At 72.8% G+C, this 20,428-nt stretch carries 17 protein-coding genes; 7 read left to right on the forward strand and 10 right to left on the reverse strand.

The genetic code is table 11. The annotated features are described in order from the left end of the window. Positions 1–167: 167 nt before the first annotated feature. Both ACFV4P_RS01985 and ACFV4P_RS01990 read left to right on the forward strand, forming a co-directional pair. Positions 168–719 carry a YceI family protein gene (locus tag ACFV4P_RS01985; RefSeq protein ID WP_380466269.1) on the forward strand — a complete coding sequence of 184 codons (552 nt, stop codon included), beginning with the start codon at positions 168–170 and terminating at the stop codon, positions 717–719. Between the two features lie 299 nt (positions 720–1,018). Then, on the forward strand, positions 1,019–1,447 hold the full coding sequence (locus ACFV4P_RS01990) for an SsgA family sporulation/cell division regulator (RefSeq protein ID WP_380466271.1): 429 nt from the start codon (positions 1,019–1,021) through the stop codon (positions 1,445–1,447). A 22-nt stretch (positions 1,448–1,469) separates the two neighbouring features. Here the strand turns inward: ACFV4P_RS01990 and ACFV4P_RS01995 are convergent, their stop codons facing one another. After that, positions 1,470–1,814, reverse strand: coding sequence for a hypothetical protein (locus ACFV4P_RS01995; protein WP_380466273.1), 345 nt, complete (start codon positions 1,812–1,814; stop codon positions 1,470–1,472). Between the two features lie 257 nt (positions 1,815–2,071). Then, positions 2,072–2,377: a hypothetical protein gene (locus ACFV4P_RS02000; RefSeq protein ID WP_380466275.1), complete on the reverse strand. Its 306-nt coding sequence runs from the start codon at positions 2,375–2,377 to the stop codon at positions 2,072–2,074. A gap of 144 nt (positions 2,378–2,521) precedes the next feature. Here ACFV4P_RS02000 and ACFV4P_RS02005 point away from each other — a divergent pair, with 144 nt between their 5' ends. Next, the gene (locus tag ACFV4P_RS02005; protein WP_380466277.1) at positions 2,522–2,977 is read left to right on the forward strand and encodes a hypothetical protein; all 456 of its coding nucleotides are present in this window, start codon (positions 2,522–2,524) and stop codon (positions 2,975–2,977) included. A 222-nt stretch (positions 2,978–3,199) separates the two neighbouring features. Continuing rightward, positions 3,200–4,633 carry a dihydrolipoyl dehydrogenase family protein gene (locus ACFV4P_RS02010; protein WP_380466279.1) on the forward strand — a complete coding sequence of 478 codons (1,434 nt, stop codon included), beginning with the start codon at positions 3,200–3,202 and terminating at the stop codon, positions 4,631–4,633. A 7-nt stretch (positions 4,634–4,640) separates the two neighbouring features. On the opposite strand, the gene ACFV4P_RS02015 is transcribed toward ACFV4P_RS02010, so the two are convergent. Continuing rightward, a complete protein-coding gene (locus ACFV4P_RS02015; protein WP_380466281.1) occupies positions 4,641–5,252 on the reverse strand; it encodes a hypothetical protein in 612 nt (203 codons plus the stop codon). Between the two features lie 219 nt (positions 5,253–5,471). Here ACFV4P_RS02015 and ACFV4P_RS02020 point away from each other — a divergent pair, with 219 nt between their 5' ends. Both ACFV4P_RS02020 and ACFV4P_RS02025 read left to right on the forward strand, forming a co-directional pair. Beyond that, complete coding sequence (locus ACFV4P_RS02020; RefSeq protein ID WP_380466282.1) at positions 5,472–6,494, forward strand: LLM class flavin-dependent oxidoreductase; 1,023 nt, start codon at positions 5,472–5,474, stop codon at positions 6,492–6,494. 605 nt (positions 6,495–7,099) lie between these two features. Next, a complete protein-coding gene (locus ACFV4P_RS02025; protein WP_380466284.1) occupies positions 7,100–9,292 on the forward strand; it encodes a carbohydrate-binding module family 20 domain-containing protein in 2,193 nt (730 codons plus the stop codon). A gap of 90 nt (positions 9,293–9,382) precedes the next feature. Here ACFV4P_RS02025 and ACFV4P_RS02030 read toward each other — a convergent pair whose 3' ends face one another. The 5 genes from ACFV4P_RS02030 to ACFV4P_RS02050 form a co-directional block, all read right to left on the reverse strand. Continuing rightward, on the reverse strand, positions 9,383–12,121 hold the full coding sequence (locus ACFV4P_RS02030) for a cellulose binding domain-containing protein (protein ID WP_380466285.1): 2,739 nt from the start codon (positions 12,119–12,121) through the stop codon (positions 9,383–9,385). Positions 12,122–12,696: 575 nt separating this feature from the next. Then, positions 12,697–13,761, reverse strand: coding sequence for a LacI family DNA-binding transcriptional regulator (locus tag ACFV4P_RS02035; RefSeq protein ID WP_380466287.1), 1,065 nt, complete (start codon positions 13,759–13,761; stop codon positions 12,697–12,699). A 144-nt stretch (positions 13,762–13,905) separates the two neighbouring features. Then, positions 13,906–14,745 carry a hypothetical protein gene (locus ACFV4P_RS02040; protein ID WP_380466289.1) on the reverse strand — a complete coding sequence of 280 codons (840 nt, stop codon included), beginning with the start codon at positions 14,743–14,745 and terminating at the stop codon, positions 13,906–13,908. A 112-nt stretch (positions 14,746–14,857) separates the two neighbouring features. Continuing rightward, complete coding sequence (locus tag ACFV4P_RS02045) at positions 14,858–15,676, reverse strand: hypothetical protein (protein ID WP_380466291.1); 819 nt, start codon at positions 15,674–15,676, stop codon at positions 14,858–14,860. 145 nt (positions 15,677–15,821) lie between these two features. Then, on the reverse strand, positions 15,822–16,928 hold the full coding sequence (locus tag ACFV4P_RS02050; RefSeq protein WP_380466293.1) for a TerD family protein: 1,107 nt from the start codon (positions 16,926–16,928) through the stop codon (positions 15,822–15,824). A 202-nt stretch (positions 16,929–17,130) separates the two neighbouring features. On the opposite strand from ACFV4P_RS02050, the gene ACFV4P_RS02055 reads away from it, so the two are divergent. Then, positions 17,131–18,804: a PP2C family protein-serine/threonine phosphatase gene (locus tag ACFV4P_RS02055; RefSeq protein ID WP_380466295.1), complete on the forward strand. Its 1,674-nt coding sequence runs from the start codon at positions 17,131–17,133 to the stop codon at positions 18,802–18,804. 28 nt (positions 18,805–18,832) lie between these two features. Here ACFV4P_RS02055 and ACFV4P_RS02060 read toward each other — a convergent pair whose 3' ends face one another. Together ACFV4P_RS02060 and ACFV4P_RS02065 are read right to left on the reverse strand one after the other, a co-directional pair. After that, the gene (locus ACFV4P_RS02060) at positions 18,833–19,405 is read right to left on the reverse strand and encodes a DUF4240 domain-containing protein (protein WP_380466297.1); all 573 of its coding nucleotides are present in this window, start codon (positions 19,403–19,405) and stop codon (positions 18,833–18,835) included. Positions 19,406–19,545: 140 nt separating this feature from the next. After that, positions 19,546–20,409 carry a universal stress protein gene (locus ACFV4P_RS02065; RefSeq protein ID WP_380466299.1) on the reverse strand — a complete coding sequence of 288 codons (864 nt, stop codon included), beginning with the start codon at positions 20,407–20,409 and terminating at the stop codon, positions 19,546–19,548. Positions 20,410–20,428 lie beyond the last annotated feature (19 nt).

Consider the following 20,428-nt stretch of genomic DNA (forward strand, 5'->3'; position numbering starts at 1 on the left):
GTCACATCCGGGTCGGGCGAGGGCGAGCGCCTAGCGTGGACGGGCGGCGGCGAGCGGGCGGAGCATCCCGGTGGGTGCGCCCGTCGTCGTCGCACCGCCATGCACCACCAGGCCGTCCGGCCGCCAGGCCACCACGCCGTCACGCCGTCACGAGGAGAGCGCAGACCATGACCGTCAGCCTGCCCGAGCTCACCGGGGACTACGTCCTCGACCCCGCCCACACCCGGATCGGGTTCGTCGCCCGCCACGCCATGGTCACCAAGGTGCGCGGCGCCTTCCACCAGTTCGAGGGCACCGCGCACCTGGACGGCGCGAACCCGTCGCAGTCCACCGGCCAGCTGGTCATCAAGTCTGCGAGCATCGACACCGGCGTCGATCAGCGCGACCAGCACCTGCGCACCAACGACTTCCTGGACGCGCCGAACTTCCCCGACATCACCTTCCGCACCACGTCCGTCGAGCAGCGCTCCGACACCGACTACCGGGTCACCGGCGACCTCACCATCAAGGACACCACCCGCCCCGTCACCATCGACTTCGAGTACACCGGCAACGCGGTCGACCCGTACGGCAACCTGCGGGTCGGGCTGGAGGGTTCGGTGACCATCAGCCGCAAGGAGTACGGCGTCACTTGGAACGCGGCGCTGGAGGGCGGCGGGGTGCTGGTCGGCGACAAGGTGGTGCTGGAGTTCGACATCTCCGCGATCAAGCAGGGCTGACGGCGCGCCCGAGACCCGCAACGTCGGGGACCGTAACGCCGTCGTCGAACGCCGCCGTCCGCAACGCCGCCGACTGCAACGGGAAAACGCTTTCCCGTTGCAGTCGGCGGCGCGTCACTTCGCGTCACTGTGCTGCGGTGTTCCTCCGTCATCGGACCTCCCGGGGCCGGGTACCGCCAGGACCGTCGGATGCCCCGCCCACGCCGTACCATGTGGGCCCGCCCGTCCGCGCTTCGGACGCATGCAACACCCCACCCGGGGAAGGCGGTTGCGGACATCGGAACGAGGAGACCCGCCTGATGCGCACGTGCGTCGAACGCCACCTGCCCGTCCACGTGTTCGGCCCGACCGGCGGGCGGCGCGTCATGGTCGTCGGCTACCACCCGGGCGACCCCTACGCCGTCCGCCTGACCTTCCCCGACGGCACCCCCGACGGCGGCGTCACCTGGCTGATCGCCCGCGACCTCCTCGCCGCCGGCCTCGCCGGCCCCGCCGGCGACGGCGCCGTCCGCATCCGCCCCTGGCCCAACGGCCGCATCCGCCTCGCCTTCCGCGGCGCCGACGCCACCCGCGCCACCGTCCTCGCCTCCACCGCCCCCCTCGCCGAATTCCTCACCGCCACCCAGATCCTCGTCCCGCCGGGCACCGAACCCACCCACCAACCCGCCCCCACCGACCCCTCCGCCCTCTTCCCCACCACCCCGGGCCTGACCCCCGACCACCCGTGACACTGTGGCGCAGCGGGTCGGCTCAGTCCGTGGCCTTCGGACGGCCGGTGCCCGCGTAGGTGATCCAGGCTGTTCGACCGGCGTCGTCCAGCAGGTACCAGATGCGTCCGCCGCCGGTGACCTCGTACTGCCGGCGCTCCAGTTCCTGGCCCTTGAAGGTGCCGGTGCCGAGCTTGCCCTTGAAGCAGTGCTGGCGGTCGGGGCGGTCGGTGGCGCGGGGATCGGTGCGGAGCTTCTCGAAGGCGCGGCGCAGGTTGCCGGCTGCCTGGCGGCCGAGGTGGTCCCAGCCGTCGGCGGCATCGGAATTGGCGAATCGGAGGTCGTACTCGTCGCCGACGGGCGGCAGCGCGGCCAACGCTGCACCCACGTGCTCGACGCGCTCGCCGCATGGCGCCGTACGGAAAGGGCACCGGGAAGCGCGCCGCGCAGTTCGGGGCCGCCGCACGCAGCGCCGTTCAGGTCGCGCAGAGCGCCGTCCCGGCCGAACGGTTCGGTCAAGTCCTGCGCGATTGTCCCAACTTCGTTCACCCGGCGGCCGAGGCCGAAGGATCGTACCGTCCCGACCGGGACACCCTTGCCATCGGCCGGAAGGTGGTCAACCCGGCCCTCAGCGACCTCTTCTCGTTACTCGGTGAATGCGCCGGCTATCAGCGCGGCTGCGGCGAAGGCGACGATGGCGCAGGCGAGGGTGACGCCGAGCATGGCCAGGGCGGTGATGGGGGTGGAGAGTTTCTTCTTGGCGATGGCGGCGTTGCTGAGCGAGCCGAGGGCGCCGATCGCGCCGCCGATTGCGCCGCCGAGGAAGAGCAGGGCGAGGGGCAGGAGGGTGAGGACGAGTTGCCAGCCGCGCAGGTCGCCGAAGCGGCCGCCCTTGGCGATGGTGGCGTTGAGCGGAGGGATGGGGGGCTGCTTGGGGGGCTGCTTGGTCATGGGGGAGCTTTCTGGAGTGCAGGGGGGGGCTGGCATTGCGTCGGGCGGGGAAGGGGATTCCTGTTTGTGGCCACCGAATTGGCGGCGGCTTTCGGTGGGTGAGGGTACCAGTCGGCCGGCGGCCGGGATTCCGGGGAGGATGCGGTGAAGAGTTCGGACTTCGCCAAGGGTGACCTCGTGGAGTGCGTGGTGGTCACACATCGGCACTACGGCCCCAACACGCGCACGGTGGTGGGTGGCGCGCCCGGCTTCATCGACTCGACGGACGTCTCGGACGACCCTGCGGACCGTGACTGGCCGCCGGTCGGGCGGCGGCTGGCCTGCCTGGTGCTGGGGGACACCAAGGACGGGCGGCTTCGGCTGAGTTGTCGGCCGCGGGACGTCGAGCTCGGCAGGTCCGTCGCGGATGTGGTGGCGGCAGTGGCTGCGTGGCGGACGGTGTGCGATGCGGAGAGCGAGGTCGCCGTGGGCGAGTTCCTGCGGACGGCCGATGCCGGGCCGACGTTGCGCTGGGCGCTGCGTCACCCGGCCGGCGCGTGGCGAACGCGGGCGGAGGCAATGGTCGAACGGGCATCAGGGGGCGTGCCATTGTGCCCATAGGTAAGGAACGGCCGTGCGGGTGAGGCGAATTGGGGCAATGGTAGAGCGGGGGGGAATTCGAGGGGGCGAGGTGTGGCCACGCATCGGTTCGGCCGGGGTGGGCGGGTGGTGTTCCGTGAGGCGTGTGGGTTCGGGGCGGGCCGTGGTGTACGAATGGGCATGACGGGGCGTCACAAGCGCGGTGCGTGACGCGGATCGACGGATGCGGGAGGGCAGCGGCTGATGGGTGCGGACGGCGACAGCTACGACCTGGTGGTGCTCGGGGCGGGGCCGACGGGGGAGAACCTGGCGGACCGGGCGCGGGCCGGCGGACTGACGGTCGCGATCGTCGAGCACGAACTGGTGGGCGGTGAGTGCTCGTACTGGGCGTGCATGCCCAGCAAGGCGCTGCTGCGGCCGGCGGCCGCGCTCGCGGACGCCCGGCGGCTGGCCGGGACGCGGGAGGCCGTTCGCGGGCAGCTGGACGCGGGGGCGGTGCTGAAGCGGCGGGACGAGTTCGCGTCGCACTGGAAGGACGACGGACAGGTCGCCTGGCTGAAGTCCGTCGGCGTCGACCTGGTGCGCGGGCACGGGCGGCTCGACGGCGAGCGGCGCGTCACCGTCGAGACCCCCGACGGCGGGCGGCGCACCCTCACCGCCCGGCACGCCGTCGCCGTCTGCACCGGCACCCGGGCCGCGCTGCCCGACCTGCCCGGGCTGGCCGAGGCCAAGGTGTGGACCAGCCGGGAGGCCACCTCGGCAAGCAGCGTGCCGGGGCGGCTCGCGGTGGTCGGCGGCGGCGTCGTCGCGGTCGAAATGGCTTGTGCCTGGCGGGCGTTGGGCAGCGAGGTGACGCTGCTGGTGCGCGGCGACCGACTGCTCGACCGGACCGAGGACTTCGCCGGGCAACTGGTCGCCGACGGCCTGCGCGAGGCCGGCGTCGACATCCGCCTCGGCGTCTCCGCCACCGCCGTGCACCGCGCCGACGACGGAACCCTCACCCTCGACCTGTCCGACGGCACCCGACTGCCCGCCGACGAAGCCCTGTTCGCCACCGGGCGCGTCCCCAACACCGCCGACCTCGGCCTGGACACCGTCGGCCTCACCCCCGGCCGCTGGATCACCACCGACGACACCGGCGTCGCCGGCGACGTCCCCGGCGGCTGGCTGTACGCCGCCGGCGACGTCAACCACCGTGCGCTGCTCACCCACCAGGGCAAGTACCAGGGCCGGATCTTCGGACAGGCGATCGCCGACCGCGTCGCCGGCCGCCCGCTCGACCTCGCGCCCTGGGGCCGCAGCGTCGCCACCGCCGACCGCACCGCCGTCCCGCAGGTCGTCTTCACCGACCCCGAGGTCGCCGCCGTCGGCCTGACCTGGCGCCAGGCCGAGGACGCCGGCCTGCGGGTGCGCGCCGTCGACTACGAACTCGGCAACGTGTCCGGCGCCGCGCTGTACGCCGACGGCTACCGGGGCCGCGCCCGCGCCGTCGTCGACCTCGACCGGGAGACGCTGGTCGGCGTGACGTTCGTCGGCCCGGGCGTCGCGGAACTGCTGCACTCCGCCACCGTCGCCATCGCGGGAGAGGTGCCGCTGTCGCGCCTGTGGCACGCCGTCCCCGCGTACCCGACGATCAGCGAGGTGTGGCTGCGGCTGCTGGAGACCTACCGGGGCTGACGCGGAATCACGAGCGCAGGCGCGGCACGACCAGGCGGGCCAACGCCTGTTCGGCCGCGGCCTCCGCCGGAGCGTTGGTCGGGCCCGAGTCGCCGCGGTCGGCGACCGCCTCGATGGCGAAATGGGCGGCGCCGACCGTGAACAGCAGCTCGGGCATCCGCCCGTCCTCCCGGTAGGTGGTGAGGACGGCGCTGTCGCCGATGCCCGCCACCGGCTCCACCTTCAGGTCCGGACTCGCCGTCGTCCTCGCGAACGCATCGTCCGCCACCAGCCGGATCGCCACGTACGAGCGGCGCGCACCCCAGACGCAGCCCCACTTCTCCTCCTTGGACGGCCCCTCCGCGAGCAGCTGCGCCGTGCCGCCCATGGCCGCGCTGACCTGCGCGTCGGTGAGAACGGAGCAGGGATCGGCCGGCGGACCGCTGACGGTGACGCTCACGGAGCCGGCACCGGAGGGCGAGGAGGGCGAGGAGGACGGGAAGGACGGGGAGGGCGAGGGGGGAGGGGAGGGCGAGGGGGGAGGGGACGAAGCCGGGGTGGAGGAGCAGGCCGTCGCGGCCAGCCCGGTGAGCAGCAGTCCGGCCGCCAGCAGGCCCCGCCGACCGTCGAAGTGCACCATCGTCCCTCCCGAAGAACCCGACGCAGCACGGTTGGTGCACCACGGTAGCCGCGCCCGGCGACGGCCCCGGCCCGGTGGGAGGATTTCGCGCCATTGCGGCGCGGTGACGGCAAGTGACAATCGTCCGCCGCCCGTTGATCGCGTCACGCCCGGTGTGTGAGCGTGACGGGAACGGAACGGGCGGCCATGCGGGGTCGCCGCCGCGCAAGGAGGAACCCGGTGCCCACCCCCGACCGGCCACTGCGTTCGCTGGGCTTTCTGACCATCGGACTGTTCGACGAGCACCGGCCCGCAGAGGGTCACGAAGCGACGCTGCGCCTGATCGAACTCGGCGAGCAACTCGGCTTCGACAGCGCCTGGTTGCGGCACCGGCACCTCCAGTACGGCATCTCCTCGCCGCTCACCGTGCTCGCCGCCGCCGGCCAGCGCACCCGCCGGATCGCCCTCGGCACCGCCGTCACCCCGCTCGGCTGGGAGAACCCGCTGCGGTACGCCGAGGACCTGGCGACCGTCGACGTGCTGTCCCGCGGCCGGCTCAACCCGGGCGTCAGCATCGGCGTCCCCGCGCACTACGAGGACGTGAAGGACGCGCTGTACCCCGACTCCGCCGACCGGGAGGACTTCGGCTACGGACGGGTCGAGCGGCTGCTCGGACTGCTGCGCGGCGACACGGCAAGCGCTTTCCAGGGCGCCGAGGGCATCGAGTCGTACTCCCCGCGCGTCCAGCCGTACGTGCCCGGCCTGGCCGGACGGGTCTGGTACGGCGGCGGCAGCCTGCGCTCCGCCCGCTGGGCCGGGCAGCACGGACTCCGGCTGCTCACCAGCAACGTGGTGCGGGCCGAGACCGGCACCGAGTTCGACCCCAACCAGCACGCCCAGATCCGCGCCTTCCGGGCCGAACACCCCGACGGCGAACGGGCCCGGGTCTCGCAGGGCCTGGTGGTGATCCCCACCGACAGCGCCACGCCCGCCCAGCGGGCCAAGTACCGGGCGTACGCGGCCGCGCGGCACGCCCGCACCCACACCCCGCAGGGCCCCGCCCGGCTGCTGTTCGCCCCCGACCTGGTGGGCGGCGCCGACCAGCTCGCCGAACTCCTCTACGCGAACGCCTCGTTCCGCGAGGTGGACGAGGTGGCGGTCGCGCTGCCGTTCACCTTCGAACCCGAGGACTACACGCAGATCCTCACCGACCTCGCCACCCGACTCGGCCCGCTGCTCGGCTGGAAGCCCGCAGTCAACTAGCTTTCGGGCCAGCAGAGTTCACCCGAAGTACCCGGCCGAGGCACCCGTCACCATGAACGAGGCGAGGAAGCTCTTCGACCGCGTCTCCTCTCCCGTGCGTCACGGAATCCGCCACGCACTCGCCCGGCCGCTCCGGTGCTCTGCGCACCGACCCGCGCCGAACTGAACCTTGCTGCAAGGCCTTTCAGTCGGTCCGGAGAGTCTCCTGGTCGGCTGTGGTGAACCAGTGGATGGCGCGGGCCTGTTGTAGGGATCTATAGGTTCAAATCCGACATCAAGCTGCCTTCGCTTCTATTGAAAGGCGATGAAATTTCTTGCGTAACTGTCTTGACGGTGGGGCGAGCGGGACGGGATGGTCTTCCCACCGATCGGCGGGAGCGCCGGAGTCGGAGCCGAGAGATCCGGCTCCGGCCCCGCGGGTGCGACCCGATTCATCTGTTCCGGCCCGGCCGGCGGCAGCGCCGGCGCCGGCCTGGTTGCCGACGCCCGCTGCTCCGTTCCGGGCAACTGCCGCGACGGCCTCCCGTCCACCGCGGTCACACCGCTCGTCTCCGTCGAGACGGGCACCTCCCTCCCCCAGTCCTCCACCACCCGGGAGTCCACCCATGTCCTTTGCGCGCCGAGCCGTTGCGGCTCCGCCCACCCCCACCCGCCGCGGCCGGCGAACCCTTCCGGCCGCGGCCGTCTCCGCCGCCGCCCTGGTGGCAGGAGCCCTGCTGCCGCTGGGCCTGCAGGGCGCCGCGCAGGCCACCCCCGTCCCCAACGGCGGGGACGTGATAGCCAACCTGTTCCAGTGGAACTGGAGTTCGGTGGCCGGCGAGTGCACCAACGTCCTGGGCCCGAAGGGCTACGGCGCGGTGCAGGTCGCCCCGCCGCAGGAGTCGATCTCGGTGGCGGGCCACCCGTGGTGGGACGTCTACCAGCCGGTCTCGTACAACCTGAACAGCCGGATGGGCACCGACGCGCAGTTCCGCGCGATGGTGTCGGCCTGTCACGACGCGGGCGTGAAGGTGTACGCCGACGCGGTGATCAATCACATGGCCGGCACCAACCAGACCAGCTCCACCTCGTACGGCGGGTCCGGGTTCAACGCGGCCGCCTACAGCTACTCGGCCGTGCCCTACTCCAAGTCCGACTTCCACGGCTCTCCGCCGTGCCCCAACGCCGACCTGAGCATCAACGACTGGAACAACGTCACCCAGGTCCAGGAGTGCCAGCTGCTGAACCTCTCGGACCTCAACACCGAGAGCGACTACGTCCGCGGCAAGATCGCCGGCTACCTCAACACGCTGATCGGCGCGGGCGTCGACGGCTTCCGGGTGGACGCGGCCAAGCACATCGCCCAGGTCGACATGGCCAACATCGTCTCCCGCCTGGACAACACCCAGTGGGGCGGGCGCCCGTACGTCTACCAGGAGATCTTCCCGGGCAGCAGCGGCCAGTTGGCGCCCGCCGCGTTCGAGGGCAACGGCAGCGTGCTGGAGTTCACCTACGCCTCCAAGCTCTCCCAGCAGTTCACCGGCAACATCGCCAACCTCAAGACGTTCGGCCAGAGTTGGGGATTCGAGCCGAGCGACAAGTCCGCCGTCATGGTGACCAACCACGACCTGGAGCGCGACAAGACCACCCTGACGTACAACGACGGCTCCAAGTACCGGCTGGCGCACGTCTTCGAACTTGCCTGGGGCTACGGCACCCCGCAGGTCTACTCCGGCTACCGGTTCGCCAACCGCGACGATTCGCCGCCCGCCGACGGCAACGGCTATGTCACCGACGTCAACTGCTCGAACAACACCTGGACCTGCACCGACCGCGACCAGGGCATCGCCAACATGGTCGGCTGGCACAACGCGACCCGCGGCCAGTCCGTCGCCAACTGGTGGGACAACGGCAACAACGCCATCGCGTTCAGCCGTGGCAGCAAGGGCTGGGTCGCCATCAACAACAGCGGCTCCGCGGTCACCCAGACCTTCACCACCGGCCTGGCCGCCGGCACCTACTGCGACATCGTCCACGGTGACATCAACGGCTCCGCCTGCACCGGCCCGACCGTGACCGTCGACGGCTCCGGCAAGGCCACCGTCACCGTGAACGCGGGCGACGCGGTGGCGCTGTACACCGCTACCACCGGCACCGCCAGCCCGTCGCCGTCCGGGTCCTCCGGCCCGTCGCCGTCCGGCGGCCCGACCGACCCCAGCGGCACGGTCACCCAGACGTTCAACGAGAACAAGACCACCGTGGCCGGCCAGAACGTCTACCTCGTCGGCTCCCTCGCGCAGCTCGGCAGCTGGGACCCGAACGCGGCCGTCGCGCTCTCGTCGTCCGGCTACCCCGTGTGGAGCGGCAGCGTTCAACTCCCCGCCAACACCGCCTTCGAGTACAAGTACATCGTCAAGGACGCTTCGGGCAACGTCACTTGGGAGAGCGGAGCCAACCACAGCGCCAACACCGGAGCCTCCGGCGGGACGCTGAACGACAGCTGGGGCGCCACCGGCAGCAACCCCGGCCAGGTCTCGGTCACCTTCTCCGAGAACAGGACCACCGTCTACGGGCAGAACGTCTACCTTGTCGGCTCGACCGCCCAGCTCGGCAGCTGGAACCCGGCCGGCGCACTCCCGATGTCCGCTGCCTCCTACCCGAACTGGAAACTCACGCTCAGCCTGCCCTCCGGCACCGCGTTCGAGTACAAGTACATCGTCAAGGACGCTTCGGGCAACGTCACTTGGGAGAGCGGTGCCAACCGCACCTACACCACCGGAGCCTCCGGCAGCGTGACGCTCAACGACAGCTGGAAGTGACCGAGTACCACCATCCCGTCGGCACCATCCGCTCATGAACGGGGCCGGGGCAGCCATCGGGCCGCCCCGGCCCCCGCGGTCGTTCCGGTACTAGCCGGTCTTGACGGTGCAGGCCTTGCCGTTGAGGGTGAACGCGGACGGTGCGGTGTTCGCCGTGCTCCAGCTGGCGTTGAAGCCGAAGGTTGCCGAACTGCCGGGCGCGATCGAGGAGTTGTATCCCGCATCGGTGACGGTGACCTTCGCGCCGGACTGTGTGACGTTGCCGTTCCAGAGCGAGGTGACCTGCTGCCCGCTCGGGAACGTCCACACCACCGACCAGCCGTCGATTGCCGTCGAACTCCGTTTCACCATCGTCACGTTGGCCCCGAAGCCGCCGCCCCACTGACTCGCCACCGCGTAGTCGACCTCGCAAGTCCCGGAAGGGGAAGGCGAGTTGGACTGAGAGGGGGAGGTGGTCGGGGACGGCGAAGGGGAGGAGCCTCCGGCGAGGTCGCCGTAGAGGATGCCGCGCCCGTTGGTGCTGACGTACACCCGGCCGTACACCCGCGGGTCGCCGGTGATCGCCGCGCCGGTCCAACCCCACTGGTGGGCTTCGTCGTTGATGCGGATCCAGGTCGCGCCCGCGTCGTCCGAGCGGAAGATGCCGCGCACCCCGCCGATCTTCGCGGTGGCGTACAGCGCGGGGTAGGACCGGCCGGGGGCGGCCTTGCCGAAGCCGATGGTGTCGGCCTGGTCGACGCCCGCCGATTTGGCGAAGGTCGCGCCGCCGTCGGTGGAGTGCCACAGGCCGTAGGCGGTGCTGCTGGTGCCGCCGGCCAGCCAGATGTCGCCCTTGGCACCGGGAACGGCCTTGAAGCGCACCGAGTCGGTGGGCAGGCCGGTGGCGGTCCTCGCGGCGAATGTCGCACCGGCGTCCGTGGAGACGTAGAAGGTGCCGCCGGACCAGGCGTAGAAGGTCGTCGGGTCGACCCGGTCGGCCTGGACGGACGCCCCGGCCGGGAGGCCCGCGGCCGGCGTCCAGGAACCGCCGAAGCCGGTGGAGCGCACCACGCCCGCGCCCTTCGGGCTCCACACCGTGGCGCTGCCGTCCGCCGCCAGCGCCACCTGCCCGCCGCCGGTCACGCCCGACGGCTCGGCCGAGGCGGCGAACCAGTTCGCGCCGCCGTCGGTCGAGTAGCCGATGTGCTTGGCGGTCGAGCCCGAGGCGAGGTCGCCGACCCGCACCATGGTGGCGGGCGTCGACTCCGCGAAGTCGAGCGAGGTGCCGGAGGAGAAGTCCGGCTGGGTGAACATCCGCGCCGGGGCCTTCGTCAGGTCGTCGTGCCGGAACCCGCCGAGGTCGCCGAGCGCGCTCAGCAGCGGAGCGCCCGACGGCGGCGAGACCAGGTCGTTGACGGCGGTCTCCTCAAGTCCCTTCACCACGGGGGCGATTGTGATCTTCTGGCCGCTGTCGAAGGAGGTCAGGTTCGAGGAGCCGTACAGCGTCGCGCCGGTGCCGTACAGCATCCGGTCCGAGTCGAAGGGGTCGATCTCCAGCGACTCCGTCATCCACCCGAGCTTCGGCGTCTCCTCCGGCGGCGACGGGTTCGCGTTGAAGGTCAGCCACGGCGCCGCGGAGACGTCGATCGTGTACTGGTCGTTGCGGTTCGGGTAACTCCCGTACGACCAGAAGGGTTTCCAGGTCGCACCGGAGTCGGTGGAGCGCCAGATCCGGGTGTCCGGCCACCACGAGCTGTAGCCCGTCACCATCAGCACGTTCGGGTGCCGGCGATCGACGGTCAGGCCCGAGTAGCCGAAGTAGTTGTTCGAGCTGTCCGAGGACGGCACCGGGCTGACGTTCGTCCACGTCCCGCTTGCCGTCGCGTACTTCCACACGTCGCCGTGCGCGCCGTCGTACGGGCCGCCGGTGTCGCCGTACGCCACGAACAGGTTGCCGCCGGACGTGTCCAGCACCGCCTTGTGCGGGACGAAGCCGGTCGGCTGGCCGCCGATCCTGCTCCAGCTGGAGCCGCCGTCGTCGGAGCGGTACACGCTGTTCTGCTTGTCCGCGACGCCGACGAACATCGTCCGGGTCGCGCCGTTCACCGTGCCGCTGCCCTTGTCGAACACCTCCCACAGGATGCCCAGCGGGTCGCTCTGGTAGCCCGAACCGTCCGACGGGTCCGGCGCGTACGTGCCGGTCACCGGGAAAGCGCTTACCTTCTGCCAGTTGACGCCGTAGTCGGCGCTGCGCCACAGGCCGTTGCCGCTCGGCGCGCCGAACCAGAGCACGGCGTCGTTGTTCGGGTCGATGGCGAGTCGCTCGCCCATGCCGCGGCCCGGCATGTTGCCGCCGACCTTGAACGGCAGCGTGCTGCGCTGCCAGGTCGCGCCCTGGTCGGCGGAGCGCAGGATCGCGCCGTTCGCCGGATCCCAGCTGTTGGTGTAGCTCCCCGCCGCCACGTACACCCGCTTCGGGTCCTTGGCGTCGGCGGCGAGCGAGGCCACGCCCGTCAGGCCCCAGTCGTCCCAGCCGACCGAGTCCAGCAGTGGGGTCCACTGCCCGGTCACCGGGTCCTGCCGGTACGCGCCGCCGACGTCGGTGCGCGCGTACACCAGGCCCTGCTGCCCCTGGTTGAAGACGATGCCGGGGACGAAGCCGCCACCGCCGATCCGGACGCTGTTCCAGCTGTACGCGGGCGCGGCGGACTCGCTTGCGCCGGCGGACAGTTGGGGCAGCGCCGCACCGGCCAGGCCGACCGCGACGGCCGCCACCGCCGCGGACAGCGGCCGCCGCCGGCGGGCGGGCAGCCGGGCGGCGGCCGGGCGTGCAAGGGGAACGGGACGCATCGGGGAACTCTCCTGCCTCGCGGGTGGGCCCACCAGCTAGCGGGCCCGCCCACCCGGCCGACAACGGGGCCACCCAGAAGCGGGACGAACCCGCTGGTCGGCACCGCCGGCGGCGTGAAACGTACATGACGCCGACGCAGGCCGGCCGGATCGCGCGGAGCCGCCCAGGCCGTTCGGCCCGTTCCGCCGGCCCGGGCGCGCGGGCCCGCCAGCAGGGCGGAGAGGGCCACGGCGGCGAGCAGGGGCGGACGGCGTCGACCGTCAGGTGCAGCCGCGGAGCACGGCCGGCATCAACCAGCGCCGGCGGAAGGGTGGAGCCCAGCACGCTCGCCCGGGCGCAGCCGAAGCGGATCAGCAGCGGCAACTGCACGCCGATGGTGACGGCGAACAGCGCCCACGACAGCGTCAGCACCATCAGCAGCGTCCGGCCGTCGAGCGGCGCGCCCTCCGCGCGGGCGAGCAGTACGGCCGGTGCTGATGAGCGCCGAGGGCGACTGCCCGCACCCGGTGCTCGGGTTCGACCCGGCGGCCGACCGTGTGGTGGTGCGGCCGGGTCCTGTGGGGTTCCGGGGCGGTCAGCAGGACTGACGGACCACCAGGTGGGTGGGGAGGACGACGGAGCGGCCGGGGGACGGGTCGCGGAGGAGTTCGACGGCGCGTGCGCCGAGGTCCTCGACGGGCTGGCGGACGGTGGTCAGCCCGGGGCGGACGGTCGCGGCGGCGGGGGAGTCGTCGAAGCCGATCACGGCGACGTCGTCCGGGACGCGGCGGCCCAGTCGGCGCAGCGCGCGCAGGGCGCCGACGGCCATCGCGTCGGAGGCGGCGAACACGGCGTCCACGTCCGGGAATTGGTCGAGCAGCCGGAGCATCGCGTGCTCACCGGAACGCGTCCCGAAGTCGCCGTACGCGACGGCGGTGCGGGTCGGGTCGCCGTGGTCGAGCAGGGCGCGGCGGTACCCGGCCAGGCGGTCCGCGCCGGCGGCGGTGTCGGGCGGCCCGGCGATGGTGGCGATCCGCCGACGGCCGGCCCGGTGCAGCAGGCCCATGGCGGCGCGGGCCCCGCTCAGGTTGTCGGCGTCCACGTGCGCCAGGCGCTGCGACTGCGGGGGCCGCCCCAGCGCGACCACGGGCACGCCCGCCGCCTGCAGCAGCCCGGGCAGCGCGGGATCGCCCCATCGTCCGACCAGCAGCACCCCGTCCACGTGCCCGCCGCACAGGTAGCGCACCAGCGACGGCCGGGCCGGGCCAGGGCCGGCGGTGAGCACCACCAACTCCCGTTCGGGGGCGACGTGTTGCGCGCCCGCGAGGAGCCGTACCGGGAACGGGTCGGCGTGGAAGCGCAGGACGTCCGCGAACGCGACCACGGCGATCGCGCCGGTGTCGCGGGCAGCGGCCGCGGCGGGCGCCCGGCGGCGGACGTAGCGCAGTTCGCGGGCGGCGAGCTCGACGCGGGCGGCGATCTGCGCCGAGACCGGCGCGGACCGGTTCAGCACCCGGGACGCGGTGGCACTGGACACCCCCGCGTGCGCGGCGACCTGGGCGAGCGTCGGCCCGGGAGGCCGGAGAGCCGAGAGCGGGGCGGCACCGTCCGGCAGGGGGCCGGCGTGGTGGGGACGGGGGAGCGGGTGAACGGGCAACACGGCCGCCCTTCCTGGCACGGAGTGGGGGGGATGCCGTGGCCACCCGCCCGGGGCCATCGGTGTCCGCACGGTAGGTGCTGGTCGGTGCACCGTCAAGGGGCTGCGCAGCATCGGGGCCGGCGCACCCTCGCGGGGAGGGGCCGGCTACCAGTTGCCCCAGGTGCCGGTGGACCAGCGTGCGGTGCCGTCGCTGCCGTAGAGCACGAAGTTGCCGTCGTCCTGGACCTTCGCCCAGTCACCGGGCCTGCCCTTGATCGGGATCGACCAGATCGGGAACGATCCGGTGCCGAAGTTGAAGAGCTGCAGCGCACTTTCGTTCGCCGAACCGCTGGCGGTCGCCCACGTGTACGTACTCGAATAGCCGTAGGTCCCGGTGGACCACAGCACGGCGCCGTCGCGCTTGCGGTAGAGCACGAGGTTCCCGTCGGCATGCATGACCAGCCAGACCGAGTTCGACTCGATCCAGTGGTTGCCGTCCATGGTGGAGGGCAGCGGGCCGAACCTGTCGCCGTCGGTGCCCCGGCCGAACCTGACGATGGTCTGCAAGTAGCCGGTCGGACCGCCGATCAGCAGCCAGCCGTTCACCAGAGAGGCGGCCGCGCCCGGGTGGCCCCACGTCCCGCTGCTCCACAGCGCGCCGCCGGAGTCCGGGCCGCCGTCCTGGCGGTAGACCACGAAGTTGCCGTCGGGCTGCATGGAGGCGTACGCGCCCGGGTTGCCGTAGGAGCCGGTGGCCCACAGCGCCGGGCCGCGGCGGCCGGAGTCGTTGTCCAGATAGAGCACGAGGTTGCCGTCCGTCTGCATCACCAGCTCGGTCTCGCCGCTGATCACGCTCTGCCCCGGCGTGAGCTTCTGACCGCTCAGCAGGTTCGTACCGTACGGGTCCGCCGGCACCGCCGCATTGGCGCCGGCAGGTGTCGCGAGGGCGAGGACCACAGCGCCGAGCAGGGCTGCGGTGGCGCGCTTGAAGACGTTCTTCCGCATCGGGCGGAACCCCCCCTTGTTCCAGGGCCCGCGGTCGGCGCGGGCCCTGGATGTCTACACCCTCACCCGGGCGTCCCCGCAAGCGAGTTGTCGACAGACGGGGAGGGGGCGGTTACCAGTTGCCCCAGGTGCCGGTGGACCAGCGTGCGGTGCCGTCGCTGCCGTAGAGCACGAAGTTGCCGTCGTCCTGGACCTTCGCCCGGTCGCCGGGCCGGCCCGCGATCGGGAGCGACCAGATCGGGCCGGCGGTGTCGTTGAGGAGTTCCAGGGCCCGGTAGTTCGTCGCGCCCATGAGAAACGCGTTCGTCCCCGGGTGGCCGTAGGTGCCGGTGGACCACAGCGCCGCGCCGTCGCGCTTGCGGTAGAGCACCAGGTTCCCGTCGGTCTGCATGAGCAGCCAGACCGAGTTCGACTCGATCCAGGTGCCGGACGCGAGCGTGGGACGCTGCTGGTCGAGCGTGTCGTTGGTTTCGCCGACGGCGGGGCTGTACCCGGTGTGGCTCTGCCAGTACAGGCTTCCGCCGCTGACGGCCAGCCAGCCGTTCAGCAGGGAGGCGGTCGCGCCCGGGTGGCCGTAGCTCCCGGTGCTCCACAGCGCACCGCCGTCCTGGCGGTAGACGACGAAGTTGCCGTCGGGCTGCATGGAGGCGTACGCGCCCGGGTTGCCGTAGGTGCCGGTGGCCCACAGCACCGGGCCGCGGTGGCCGGTGTCACCGTCCAGGTAGAGCACCAGGTTGCCGTCGGACTGCATCACCAGCTCGCTTTCGCCGCTGATCATGCTCTGCCCCGACAGGAGCTTCTGGCCGCTCGGCAGGTTCGTGCTCTCGGTGGCCGGCGGCTTCGCCGCGGCGGTGCCGACCGGAGCCGCGAGCGTGAGGACGGCGGCGCCGAGCAGGGCCGCGGCGGCGCGCGTGAAGACGTTCTTCCGCATGGCGCGGAAACCCCCTTGTTCCAGGGCCCGCGGTTGGCGCGGGCCCTGGATTTCTACACCCTCACCTGTACGTTCCCGCAAGCGAGTTGTCGGCAGCGCGGGAGGGGCCGGAGGCGGGGGCGGGCGAGGGTGAGGGTGAGGGGGATCAGTCCTCGTAGTAGTTGTTGACGACCACGTCCGGGCTGTCGTCGTCGAACGCCTCGGCCAGCAGCGCGCCGCCGACCAGGCCGGCCGCGCCCGCGCCGATCAGCGCGCCGGTGCCGAAGCGGCGACCGCCCTGCTGCTGCTCGGGCTGGGCCGGGTAGCCGCCCTGCTGGGGGTAGCCACCCTGCTGGGGGTAGCCGGGCTGGGCGTAGCCCTGCTGCTGCGGGTAGCCCGCGGCGGCGGGGGCCGTGTAGTACGGCGGCGGCGTGGTCTGGACGCGCTGCGCGCATGCCCCGCAGGACTGGATCTGGCGCGGGACGCCCCACTGCGGGGACCACAGGACCGCCGTCGTGCCGGGGCCGTGCGCGGGGTCGAAGAAGCAGGTCACCGGGGAACCTCCGAGGGTCTCGGGCGGGAGAGCGGCCGGCACGGCCACGGCCACCGTCGGCGTGGGCACAGCCACCGCGGCCGGGGGAGCGGCGGGCATCGGCGGAGCCGCAGGCGCGGCCGGAGTGACGGGCGCAACCGGCGCGGCGGGCGCGGGCGCGGGCGCGAGGACCGCGATGCCGAAGTCGGTGGCGATGCCCGCCAGGCCGGTGGCGTACCCCTGGCCGATGGCGCGGAACTTCCAGCCGCCGCCGTGCCGGTACAGCTCGCCGAAGACGACGGCGGTCTCGGTGGTCACCTCGGGCCCGAGCTCGTAGCGGGCGAGTTCGCCGCCGCCCGCCGCGTCCGCCACGCGGACGTACGTGCCGTGCACCGAGCCGAACGCCTGGCGGCGTTCTTCCGCCTGGTAGATCGCCACCGTGAAGACGATCCGCTGCACTCGCTCCTCGACCGCGCCGAGGTCGACGCGGAGCTGTTCGCGGTCGGTGCCGGAGCCCGGGTCGGGGATGTGGGTGACGGCGCCGTCGGGGCTGGTCAGGTTGTTGAAGAAGACGAAGTGCTGGTCGGAAAGCGCTTTCCCGTCGCCGTCGCACAGCAGCGCGTTGGCGTCCAGGTCGTACTCGCCGCCGGCCTGCCACCCGAGGCCGACCAGGACGCTCGTCGGGCCCTTGCCGTCCCGGAGCACGGGAGCGTTGGCGCCCTTGGCCAAGGCCGTTGACATGCTGGTCCTCCACTCGAACCGAAGATCGTTCCGTGCCGACAACGCCTCACCTGAGCTGGGGGTTCCCGGACCTGACGGAAGGCCGGGTCGTGCGGCGGGGCCGGTTCGGCCGCGGCGCTCACCCGTCCGGTCCGGTGCGGTCGCCGGGCGGCGGGACGGGCCGGAACAGTGGCAGGGAATGCCGAGCGGAGAGGGGCGGAGGTTGGACGGGCGAGCCGAGCAGGCCGACTGGGGCGAGGCGCTGCGCCGCACCATCCGCCGGCTGCGCGAGGAGCACTCGGGCCGATCGCCGGAACTCCCCCCGGGCGTGCCGCCGATCGTCCCGGACGCCGCGCTCGACCCGGACCTCGCCCGCCCGCCGGACCAGGACCTGCACCGCCTGCTGGACGCCGTCCCGCAGGCCTCCCTGCTCGCCGAACCCGTCCGCGACGGCGACGGCGCCGTGCTCGACCTCGCCGTGGTGGTGGTCAACGACGCCGCGCTCCGCCACCCGCACCACCCCGAGCAGCACTTCCGGCAGACCGCCGACGGGCACGGAGTGTCGCTGCGGGAGGCCTACCCGGGGCTGTGGACGGACCGCTTCGCGGACGCCGTCGAGGACGTGCTGCGCACCGGGCACGCCGCGCGCGGGCTGCCGGTGCGGTGGGACGGCGCCGGCCCGGACGGCAGCGCCCGCAGCCGTCGCGAACGGCTCACCGTGCACCGCCTCGGCCGCCGCCTGCTGCTGCTGTGGACCGACGACCGCACCGAGGAGGTCGCCCGCGCCGCGCAGCGCATCGCCCGGGTCGGCTGGGCCGAATGGAGCCTGCGCGACGGCCGCCTCGACGTCTCGCCGGGCCTGGCCGTCCTGCTCGGCCGCCCCGCCGACACCACGACGCTGAGCCTCGAACAGATGCTCGCCCGGGTCACCGAGACCGCCCGCCCCGAGCTCCACCGCGCCCTCGACCGGCTGCTCACCACCGGTGCCGACATCGACGTCCTCACCGAGCTGTACGGCATCGGCTTCCCCCGCCGGGTCCGCCTGGTCGCCGAGGTGGTCCGCGACGAGGACGGCCCGATCGAGGGCCTGCGCGCCGTCCTGCAGGACGTCACCGAGCTGTACGAGAGCCAGCGCCGGCTGCGCGAGCAGCAGGAGGAGACCGAGCGGCAGGCCCGCCGCGCCGACGCCGAGCACATCGTCGTCCAGCGCCTCCAGGACGCCCTTCAGCCACGCTCCGCGACCCTGGACGGCCTCGGCGTCAGCTCCGCCGTCGCCTACCGCCCGGCCGAGGGGCGGGTCGGCGGCGACTGGTTCAAGATGCGTCAACTCCCCGACGGTCGAGCCCTGTTGGCGGTCGGCGACGCGCGCGGGCACGGGCTGGACGCGGTCGCGTTGATGTCGATGCTGCGGCACGCGCTGGCCGGGCTGGCGTTCACCGGCGCCCTGGTGGAGTCGCTCGGCGGCTGGCTCAACCGGATCGCCTGCGACGAGAGCGACGAGTCCACCGCCACCGCGATCGTCTCCCGCTACTACCCCGACCGGGACCTGCTGCGCTGGATCTGCGCCGGCCACCCGCCGCCGGTGCTGCTCCGCGACGGCCGGGCCACCCTGCTGGCTTCCGAGGTCGGCCCGCCGTTCGGCGTCCTGCCGACGGTCACCTACCGGGCGGCGGAGACCCACGTCCGGCGCGGCGACGTCGTGCTGCTCTACACCGACGGCCTGATCGAACGCCGCGACCAGGACATCGACGTGCGCCTGGACGCCCTCTGCGCGGCCGTCGAGGCGCACGCCGCCGAACCCGCCCTGCAGGATCTGGTGGACGCCGTGGTCCGCGACATGTCCGGCCCGCTGTCGGAGGACGACGCGACGCTGCTGGCCTTCTCCTTCAATCACTGACGATCCGTCAACTTGACTGTGGTGCAGGTCAGTCGACGAGGTAGAGCGCGGCCAGGCGGGGCAGCCGACGGTGCATCTCGGCGTCGTCGTCGAAGTCGAACAGTTCCCCCGAGCACGGCTCGACGGCCCCGGGGGCGCGGGCGATGCCCTGCTCCGCGCGGTGGCGCTCGTACGCCGGGTGGAACTCCTCCCAGGCGCCGGTACGGCGCGCAAAAGCCTGCGAGGCCGCGTAGTTGACGGCCTCGTTGAAGAACACCTCCTCCGCGTCGAAGCGGTTCTCGCCGACCGCCGCCGGATGCTCGGCGATCACGTCCGGCCCCGCCAGGACCCGCTCGTACCAGGCGCGGCCCTCGGAGATCACGCCCGCCCGGAAGTCCATGAAGCCGTCGTCGGAGCAGCCGCCGCCGATCAGGTACGCCGCCGCCCATATGTCCCACCGGTACAGCGCGCCGTGCAGCCGGTCGAAGGCGACCTCGTAGCGCAGGATGTCCGACTCCGGGAGGGCCGCCAGAACGTCCACCAACGCGTGCTCGAACGGGACTTCGGGCGTGGCCGCGGCCCGGGCGGAGTCGATCAGCTGCCAGAACTCGTCGTTGTCCATGGCGGCCAGCCTGCCCGCCCGGTGTGACAACGCACCGGCTCCGGACCTGCGGCCGCCCCGCCGCGACCCGGAGGCGGTGGGTCGATGACGGGGCGGCCTGGAGACCCGGCCCGGGGGAGGGGCCGGGGGCTGAGGGGGTGTCAGTCGTGCGGGACGACCGCCACCGGGGCCTGCGCGTGGTGGATCACCGCGTGCGCGACCGAACCGAGCTTCGGGCCGATGTTGAGGGTCCGCGTGCGACGGCCCACCACCACCAGGTCCGACTGCGCCGACGCCTCCACCAGCGCGGCCGCGCCGCCACCGGTCCGGACGTCCTCCAGCACCAGCGTCCGCGGGTACTTCTCCCGCCACGGCGCGACCGCGTCCGCGACCATGCCCACGGCCAGCGCACCCAGCTCCTGGCGCTCGCTCTCCACCGGGATCCAGCCCGCGTAGCCGTACGTCGGCGGCAGCTCCCAGCCGTGCACCACCCGCACCCGGGCGCCGCGCAGCTGCGCCTCCTCGAACGCGAACTCCATGACGGCGTCGGACGGTTCCATCGCGTCGAAGCCGACCGTCACCTCCGGCTCGGCCGACACCGCGGCCGGGCCGCCCTCGCGGACCAGCACCACCGGCGTCTTCGACCGGCCGGCCACGCCCAGGCTCACCGAGCCGACCAGCAGTCCGCGGAACCCGCCCAGGCCCCGGGTGCCGATCACCAGCAGCTGCCCCTGCTCGGCGGCGGCCGTCAGCCCGTCGATCGCCGAGTCCGGCACCAGCTCCGAGGAGACCGCCACCCCCGGGTACGCGGCCGCCAGCTCCTGGGCGATGTCGCCCATCATGGTCTGCGCGCCCGTCTCCAGCTCGTCCATCTTGACCAGGTCGTTGACCTTGCGGCCCAGGTACGGCCAGGCGTGCAGCAGCCGCAACGGCGCGCCGCGGCGGGCGGCCTCCTGGGCGGCCCACTGGGCGGCGGCCCGGCTGCGAACGGACGCGTCTACGGCGGCAAGAACGGGACGAGTCATGGCAGTGCCTTTCCCTGTT

Origin of the sequence: Kitasatospora sp. NPDC059795, assembly GCF_042732175.1 — a bacterium.
Taxonomy (GTDB): Bacteria; Actinomycetota; Actinomycetes; order Streptomycetales; family Streptomycetaceae; genus Kitasatospora.

What these genes read in the sequence shown, in the direction of transcription:
- ACFV4P_RS02045 (WP_380466291.1), bottom strand. Translation starts at nt 15,676, where the DNA reads ATGCGGAAGAACGTCTTCACGCGCGCCGCCGCGGCCCTGCTCGGCGCC.
- ACFV4P_RS02010 (WP_380466279.1), top strand. Translation starts at nt 3,200, where the DNA reads ATGGGTGCGGACGGCGACAGCTACGACCTGGTGGTGCTCGGGGCGGGG.
- ACFV4P_RS02060 (WP_380466297.1), bottom strand. Translation starts at nt 19,405, where the DNA reads ATGGACAACGACGAGTTCTGGCAGCTGATCGACTCCGCCCGGGCCGCG.
- ACFV4P_RS02025 (WP_380466284.1), top strand. Translation starts at nt 7,100, where the DNA reads ATGTCCTTTGCGCGCCGAGCCGTTGCGGCTCCGCCCACCCCCACCCGC.
- ACFV4P_RS02015 (WP_380466281.1), bottom strand. Translation starts at nt 5,252, where the DNA reads ATGGTGCACTTCGACGGTCGGCGGGGCCTGCTGGCGGCCGGACTGCTG.
- ACFV4P_RS02050 (WP_380466293.1), bottom strand. Translation starts at nt 16,928, where the DNA reads ATGTCAACGGCCTTGGCCAAGGGCGCCAACGCTCCCGTGCTCCGGGAC.
- ACFV4P_RS02065 (WP_380466299.1), bottom strand. Translation starts at nt 20,409, where the DNA reads ATGACTCGTCCCGTTCTTGCCGCCGTAGACGCGTCCGTTCGCAGCCGG.
- ACFV4P_RS02040 (WP_380466289.1), bottom strand. Translation starts at nt 14,745, where the DNA reads ATGCGGAAGAACGTCTTCAAGCGCGCCACCGCAGCCCTGCTCGGCGCT.
- ACFV4P_RS01990 (WP_380466271.1), top strand. Translation starts at nt 1,019, where the DNA reads ATGCGCACGTGCGTCGAACGCCACCTGCCCGTCCACGTGTTCGGCCCG.
- ACFV4P_RS01985 (WP_380466269.1), top strand. Translation starts at nt 168, where the DNA reads ATGACCGTCAGCCTGCCCGAGCTCACCGGGGACTACGTCCTCGACCCC.
- ACFV4P_RS02000 (WP_380466275.1), bottom strand. Translation starts at nt 2,377, where the DNA reads ATGACCAAGCAGCCCCCCAAGCAGCCCCCCATCCCTCCGCTCAACGCC.
- ACFV4P_RS02030 (WP_380466285.1), bottom strand. Translation starts at nt 12,121, where the DNA reads ATGCGTCCCGTTCCCCTTGCACGCCCGGCCGCCGCCCGGCTGCCCGCC.